Genomic DNA, 7,764 nt, shown 5'->3' with positions numbered 1-7,764 from the left:
TAGGGGACGATCTGCGGCACTTGACCCACCGGTGACTGGAACGGCCCACGCTGCACACCCCCGAGAAGTTTCCAGACAGGATGACCGAGTTCCTGCCCGTAGAGATCCCAGATTGCGACATCCAGGGCGCCGAGGATGATGATTTCCCAACCGCGACGATTGGTGTGCATCATCGCATCCCACATCCGCTGCCAGATCCGTTCCGGGTGCGTGATCTCCTGGCCGATCAGCAGCCTGCCAAAGTAAGAATCTTTGTCGCCGACCGTGGCCAGAACGACGCCGGGGGGGACACGAAAGACTTCAGAGAGACCGACGAGTCCACTGTCTGACTGGACCTTTAGGCAGGCGAGCGGTTCGACCCCTCCCTGGTCCGGATCAATGAGAGGTCCGTCGCCGATCACGAAAGTCTCTAACCGCTCGATTTTCATCTCGCACCTGTCGTGAGAATAACGGCAGTCGGGATCGGCCCGGATCGGGGTGATGTCGTGGTCCCTGCCCCTTGAATTCGACACGCTCCGTCTTGGAACATCATTCTATTTCCCGCTTCACGCCGCTGACAGTGGTCCGGAGCACCCAATCCTTGACGGATGGAGATCCACAGATACAATCGCATCGGATTTGTCAATTGTCCGCTTCGTTTCGGTCAATCAACCGGCGTGCCCACGTCTAGACCACAGCGGTTCGAATCGACGATGACCCGGTGCAAGCTATTCATGATGGGATGTTTCAAAGGGAACACTTTATCGATGGCGTAGTTTGAGCGGGCATTCTTTATCGCAGGGATTTCCCGGATTGGCGTGACTCGTCCAGTCACAGTGACCCCGACGGAATCTTGCAAAAATTCTGGCGTTAACTTCCGAATAGCATCCCGTCTCAGGGATCTCGTAAGGTTGATTATGATTTCGCTCAGAATTTCTTTTGAACAAAGCACTCCAGGCCAGACCCAGGACAGGACGATCAGCGTCGATCTGACGCGATTTTGCTGTCGGCTGCTGCAGTCGGATTCTCTGTGCAGCCAGAAGGATTGATTCATGACGATGGCCCCAGGTCCCAGTGCTGACGAATTTAAAGAGACCGTTCGCTCTCGAACCGATATCGTGCATTTGATCGGCGAAACTGTGACTCTGCAGCCGAACGGCCGAGTCTTCAAAGGGCTCTGCCCCTTCCACGACGATCACAATCCCTCATTCACCGTCAATCCCGAAAGACAGACCTACAAATGCTGGTCATGTCAGGAAGGGGGCGATTGCTTCTCTTTCGTCATGAAGCACGACGCGTTGAATTTTCGCGAGACGCTGGAGATGCTGGCGGCACGTGCGGGGCTGGAGATCCCCAAGACACTTCGCCGCGGACCGGACGAAAAAAAGAATAAGCCTCATCTCTATGACGTTCTGGCGTGGGCCGAGCAGGAGTTCCATCAGTGCCTGCTCTCGACCGCAGTTGCAGAGCGCGCTCGAAATTACCTGCTCAGTCGTGGCTTCAACCACGCGATGACATCCCGGTTCAAGCTGGGATATCACCCCGAGAGCTGGGACTGGCTGCTGCAACGGGCGAAAGGACAGTTTGATCCCGAACTGCTTGTCGAAGCGGATCTGGCTCGACCGCGTGACGGTCAGTCCGGTTTTTACGATAAGTTCGTTGATCGGATTATGTTTCCGATTCACGACGAACGGGGTCGGACTGTGGCGTTTGGGGGACGCATTCTGCCGGATTCCAAGTCGAAGTCGGATGCAAAATACCTGAATAGTTCCGAGACCCCTGTCTTCTCGAAAAGTCGTATCTGCTACGCGCTCGACGTCGCTCGCGATGCCATCAAGAAGACCGACATGGTACTGGTGATGGAGGGATACGCAGACTGCGTGAAGGCCCATCAAGGTGGGATTCTGAATGCGGTCGCGACGCTCGGCACCGCTTTGACAGAATCGCATGTCACATTGTTAAAACGGCTGGCACGTAAAGTCGTACTCGTCTTCGACGGAGACCGAGCGGGGATCGAAGCGGCCGAAAAGGCGATTCCCCGATTCCTGGCCCAGGACGTCGATCTACGGATTCTCACCGTCCCCGACGAACTGGATCCGGACGAATTTATCGATCAACGGGGTGGCGATGCCCTGTTGGCCCTGGCGGAAGACGCCCCCGAGGCCTTCGAGTATCAACTGAGGCTCCTGCTGGGGCGTTACGGCACGACAACCCTGGATGGGCGCCAGCGTGTTCTGGATGGAATGTTGAATTTACTTCTGGGATGCCCGGGAATTCACGGAACCGTCAGGGAAGACATGATTCTGGGGAAGCTGCCCCAGCGGGTCGGCTTGTCCGAGGTCGAAGTCCGTCGGCGACTGAAAGAGCTGCAAAACAAACAATCCGTTCAACCGTCGCGGGTTGCGGAACGGAAAGTCAACGTAACTGCACCAGCCGACGACGTCGAGCAGCGACAGTGGAAGCAAGCCATCGATTCACTTCAGCGATCTGCAAATGGAGACGATCTGCTGGAGTGCGAATTACTTCAGATGCTTTTTGCTCACCCTCACCTGACGGACCAAGTGCGACGCGAGATTGGCGCAAACGATTTGCGGCACGAATTACTTCAGGAAATCCTGTCACACTGGTTTGATATGCTCGAGGAAGGGGTTGAACCGACGTACGACCGATTGTTGTCGCGGACCGAATGCCCGCAGCGAAAACGGTTAATGGTCTGGATTGACGAGCAGGCACGCCATCGGGAATACACGCAATCGCTCGCGGATGCGCGCACGATGGGCACAGAAACTGCGGAAGACGGGGTTCGGCGCGTCATCGACAGGATTCGGTGGCGACGAAGCGTACTCGCGAACCAGGCCTCCAAAAGCCTGCTGTTCGAACGTCCGGCAGAGACGGCAAAGCTGACGACAGAAACTCGACGCTTACTGGAACAAGCGGCCCGTTTCCACCGCGAACGTACTACAAAATAATTGTATTCAATCGGTGTGGCTTGAAAATCTGACAAGCCGCTGCCTGAGTACTCAAACAGAAACAGTCGAATTTACACGGATCTTAATATCCTTCCGAGGAGTCGCCGGTGTACAGACTTGACGCGAGTTTGAACCAGTTAATTGAGATGGGGCGGCAACAGGGATTCTTGACCTTTTCTCAGGTCAATGCATACCTGCCCGACGAAGCGGTTAATCCCGAAAAACTCGACAACCTGTTAATGTCGCTCGACGAACTCGGGATGCAGATCGTCGCTGACGAGAGGTTGCCGACCACTCCTGAAATCTTCATGAAACGCCGCGGAGGCAAGGCCAAGCCGGCCAAGTCAGAAAAAGCCGATGACAAATCACGCCGAATCGACGACCCCGTGCGCATGTACCTGACGCAGATGGGCGAAATCCCCCTGCTGACCCGCGAGCAGGAAATCTCGCTCGCCAAGAAGATTGAAATCACCCGCAAGCGATTCCGTCGGCATCTGCTGGAAAGCGATTATGCGCTGAAGCAATCGATCGACATCCTCAAGAAGGTTAACTGTGGCGAGCTCCCGTTCGACCGGACCATTAAGGTTTCTGTAACCGAGGGTTTGGAAAAGAATCAGATCCTCGGCCGCATGCCGCATAACCTTCGCTCGCTCGAAACGATGCGTGAGAAGAGTGTTGCGGACTTTGAAGAGATGATTAAGCCCGGCAAAACCGCCGCGGAAGTCAGAGCGATCCAGCAGCGTATTGAACAGCGACGCCGCAAGATGGTGACGCTGCTTGAAGAGCTCAGTCTCCGTACGCAACGGTTGCAGCCCACCATGCGGCGGCTTGAACAAATTTCCAACCGCATGGATCAATTGCAACGCCAGATCGACGGGATGAAAAACCTGAAGTCTGCCAAAGACGAGCGAGCTAATCTCCAGAAGGAGCTACTCGACTTGATGCAGATGACGCTGGAGACTCCTCAGTCCCTGCGCCAGCGACTCGATGACGTCCGTGAACGATTCAGCGCATACGAACAGTCGATGCGCGAATTATCCGGCGGAAACCTCCGACTCGTGGTCTCCATCGCCAAGAAATACCGCAATCGCGGACTGAGCTTCCTGGACCTGATTCAGGAAGGCAACACCGGCCTGATGCGTGCCGTCGACAAGTACGAGTATCGTCGCGGTTATAAGTTTTCGACCTACGCCACGTGGTGGATCCGACAGGCCATTACGCGAGCCATTGCGGATCAGGCCCGAACCATCCGTATCCCGGTCCATATGATCGAGACCATGTCCAAGCTGCGCAAGGTCAGCAAGCGACTGCTGCAGGAAAAAGGTCGCGAACCGACGATCGAGGAAACCGCCGAAGCCGCGGGAGTCAGCCTCGAAGAAACTCGTCGTGTCCTGAAAATCTCGCGGCACCCGATCAGCCTCGACCGTCCCGTGGGCGAGAGTGAAGACAGCTACTTTGGCGACTTTATCGAAGACGACAACACCGAAAGCCCCGTCAACTCTGCAACCCAGGAGATGCTGAAGGATAAGATCGACGTCGTCCTGAAAACGCTGACTTACCGCGAACGGGAAATCATCAAGTTGCGCTACGGTCTGGGTGACGGTTACACTTACACCCTCGAAGAAGTGGGGCGGATCTTCAAAGTGACTCGTGAACGCGTTCGCCAAATCGAAGCAAAAGCCGTCCGAAAACTCCAGCATCCGGTCCGCAGCAAGCAACTGAAAGGCTTCCTGGACACTTTGGCTGCTGCAGCCGCTTCGGCCAATTGAAGAAATTTTCAGAAAATGTCGTCGGGCTCCATTCTGATTTGCCCTGTCGCTGACGTTACTGTCCGACGTCGCTGACGGGAACGATCAAAACGAAAATCGCCGGGTTCGCAAGAATCCGGCGATCTCGTTTTGTAACTTCCCGATCTGATCAGTGTAAAACTGACAGACGGACGCTTACAGGCTGCCGCCGTAGCGAGCGTCGGAACCGAGAATTTCCTCGATTCGGAGCAACTGGTTGTACTTACAGATTCGGTCGGTGCGGCTGGCCGAACCGGTCTTGATCTGTCCCGTGTTCAGAGCCACGGCCAGGTCAGCGATCGTGGTGTCTTCGGTCTCGCCCGAACGGTGGCTCATCACAGCCGTATAGCCGTGTCGGTAAGCCGTCTGAACCGCGTCGATCGTTTCGCTGAGCGTTCCGATCTGGTTGACCTTCACCAGGATGCTGTTCGCGATTCCCTTGGAGATCCCTTCCCGCAGGCGGCGGGTGTTGGTGACGAACAGGTCGTCGCCAACCAGTTGAACTTTGTCGCCGATGGCGTCGGTCAACTGCTTCCAACCGTCCCAGTCATCTTCCGCGCAACCGTCTTCGATCGAGCAGATCGGGTACTTCTCGGACCAGGTCTTCCAGATCCCGACGAGTTCGTCGACCTTGATCTTCTTGCCGTCCATCTCGTACAGGCCGGTCTTGGAGTCGTAGAACTCGGTCGATGCGCAGTCGAGTGCCAGCTTGATCTGTTCGCCGGGCTTATAACCCGCTTTTTCGATCGCGGTCAGAATGACGTGGATCGCAGCTTCGTTGCTTTCGAGGTTAGGAGCAAATCCCCCTTCGTCGCCGACTGCGGTGCTCATCCCTTTGTCGTGGAGAACTTTCTTCAACTGATGGAAAGTCTCGACGCCAGCTCGCAGGCCTTCGCGGAACGTGTCGAATCCGACGGGGACGATCATGAACTCTTGCAGGTCGATGGCATTGTTCGCGTGCGCACCACCGTTGATGATGTTCATCAGCGGGACGGGCAGCGTGTTGGCACCAACACCACCGAGGTAACGGAACAGTGGCAAAAAGCTGACGCGAGCGGCAGCATGAGCGCAAGCCAGCGAGCAGGCCAGGATCGCGTTTGCACCCAGACGTGACTTGTTCGGGGTACCGTCGGCGTCGATCAGAGCCTTATCGATGGCGGCCTGATCGGTGACGTTCAGGTCGATGATCGCATCGGCCAGGGTCTCGTTCGCGTTTTCAACAGCCTGACGAACACCTTTTCCGAGGTATCGCGCTTTGTCGCTGGAATCGCGAAGTTCGGCTGCTTCGTGGGCACCTGTGCTCGCACCGCTGGGGACCGCAGCGCGTCCCAACGTACCATCTTCCAGTTCGACTTCGACCTCGACGGTCGGGTTGCCGCGGCTGTCCAGGATTTCCCTGGCGTGCACGGCGGAGATCGCTACACTCATTTTCAGACTTTCTTAAACAGGACGCAATTCGTTCTCGGCCGCCTTGGACATGTCCGAAGGGTTTTTCCAACACTTGCTGACTGTTGCGCGAAATACCGACGAATCGTGGGTGGTTGTACCAAATCGTCTCGGGCTCATCCATCAGACACGGCACATCCCATAACGAGGGATTTTCTGCGGACCTTTGCCGGTTAAAATGGAACTGCCGTTAGAAATCCACTGGCGAACGACTGAAATTCTACTTATACCTAAAAATCGTTCAGTTCCAGTGGGAACCTCGGGCAAAATTGCCGATGTACGCTCCACGGGATGATAGGCGCACGCGGAAGCACGCCAGAGGCAGATCCGATCCGATTGTAAGGTCAGCAGCGATTCGAATCGGTCGATTCGAATATGTATTGCTCGAATCCTTTGCCGGTGTGATCCGACTGCAGGAGAGAGGTGCCCGTCACCGATCGTCTTTTAATGAGCTGGGATCGAAACTTTAAATCTGTTGTCGGAATGATTGAGCCATGGAACAAAAGAAACTCCTGACTGCCGATGAAGTTTACCAGTTGTTCGGGGTGGACCTCGACGGACTCAATGAACTTGTCGATTCAGGAGCAGTCCAGGCTCTCGACGAAGATGGTTTCGTGCATTACCGCCGCGACGATTTTGCAAAACTCGTCAGTGACGGGGTGCTGACCCCGCGGACGTCGGCCGAGATGTTCCAGGTCGACTCTGACGGAGACATCCCGTTCCTGAAGTTGAAGGGGGACGACGAACCGATTGCCGGCGACGATGACGTCTCGTTCCTGGAACTCGACGAAGATGCTCTCAATGAGCAAGCCGCCATCGAGGCGATCGATTCTGGATCTCAGCCGGAATTTGACTTTGACGCCGCCTTCGAACTTGATCCCTCAGAGAGCTCTCGTCAAGCGCCGCCTGACAGCGACAGCGACGTCCGGATCGCAGAACCCGTATCATCTCTTGATGCCAGCGACAGTGATGTGAGACTCGTTTCCGTGCCTGATGCACCCGCCGACGCTCCCGCGGCTCGACAACGCTCCAATATGCCTGATAGCGACAGCGACGTCCGCCTCGCTTCGACCATCAAGTCACCGCCCGAGAGCGATAGCGACGTACAACTTGTCCGCGTTTCCCCCACTGATAGCGACATCGCTCAGGTTCCGGAATTAAAGCTGGCGAACACCGGTGACAGTGACAGCGACGTTCGCATGGTGACGTCATCCCGCCTGTCGAGCGAAAGTGACAGCGATGTCCAGTTGGTCGATCTCCCGCCCGCCATTGTGGACAGTCCCATCGCGGTTGAACACAATCCCCTCGCCACGGGAGAAAGTGACAGCGATGTTCAGCTCGTCACGACACCTTCCGCAGGGGATACTTCGCCCGCGGCCGAAAGTGATTTTCCCCGCACCAGCGCCAAAAGCGCGCTCGAAGTCAGTGACAGCGATATCGTCCTCGCAAACCCGAGCGGCTCGGCTCAGGAGGACGATGCCCAGGACCTGTCGTCCACCGACAGCGGTATCAGCCTGATCGGTGCCGACGACAGCGGGATCCGACTGGTTCAAGAGGATAGCGGGATTCAATTCGAAGGCGAC

Annotated in this window: 4 protein-coding genes and 1 pseudogene; 3 read left to right on the top strand and 2 right to left on the bottom strand. The window is 56.2% G+C overall.

Annotated features, from left to right (window positions below; translation table 11 throughout):
- Nucleotides 1-428 (bottom strand): annotated as a pseudogene (locus VGE80_RS20005) (mandelate racemase/muconate lactonizing enzyme family protein); the annotation flags it as partial.
- A 603-nt stretch (nt 429-1,031) separates the two neighbouring features.
- On the opposite strand from VGE80_RS20005, the gene dnaG reads away from it, so the two are divergent.
- Both dnaG and rpoD read left to right on the top strand, forming a co-directional pair.
- Nucleotides 1,032-2,948, top strand: coding sequence for a DNA primase (gene dnaG / locus VGE80_RS20000; protein ID WP_440593882.1), 1,917 nt, complete (start codon nt 1,032-1,034; stop codon nt 2,946-2,948).
- Between the two features lie 107 nt (nt 2,949-3,055).
- Complete coding sequence (rpoD, locus tag VGE80_RS19995) at nt 3,056-4,717, top strand: RNA polymerase sigma factor RpoD (protein WP_397570054.1); 1,662 nt, start codon at nt 3,056-3,058, stop codon at nt 4,715-4,717.
- A gap of 174 nt (nt 4,718-4,891) precedes the next feature.
- On the opposite strand, the gene eno is transcribed toward rpoD, so the two are convergent.
- Nucleotides 4,892-6,163 carry a phosphopyruvate hydratase gene (gene eno, locus VGE80_RS19990; RefSeq protein ID WP_373652064.1) on the bottom strand — a complete coding sequence of 424 codons (1,272 nt, stop codon included), beginning with the start codon at nt 6,161-6,163 and terminating at the stop codon, nt 4,892-4,894.
- A gap of 512 nt (nt 6,164-6,675) precedes the next feature.
- On the opposite strand from eno, the gene VGE80_RS19985 reads away from it, so the two are divergent.
- The coding region (locus VGE80_RS19985) for a hypothetical protein (RefSeq protein ID WP_440593881.1) at nt 6,676-7,764 on the top strand (1,089 nt) is incomplete at its 3' end.

The sequence above is a fragment of the Schlesneria sp. genome, assembly GCF_036405755.1.
Taxonomy (GTDB): domain Bacteria; phylum Planctomycetota; class Planctomycetia; order Planctomycetales; family Planctomycetaceae; genus Schlesneria; species Schlesneria sphaerica.
Note: the sequence above shows the minus strand (reverse complement) of the source record. Positions and strands in the feature narration are given on the sequence as shown.

What these genes read in the sequence shown, in the direction of transcription:
- dnaG (WP_440593882.1), top strand. Translation starts at nt 1,032, where the DNA reads ATGACGATGGCCCCAGGTCCCAGTGCTGACGAATTTAAAGAGACCGTT.
- eno (WP_373652064.1), bottom strand. Translation starts at nt 6,163, where the DNA reads ATGAGTGTAGCGATCTCCGCCGTGCACGCCAGGGAAATCCTGGACAGC.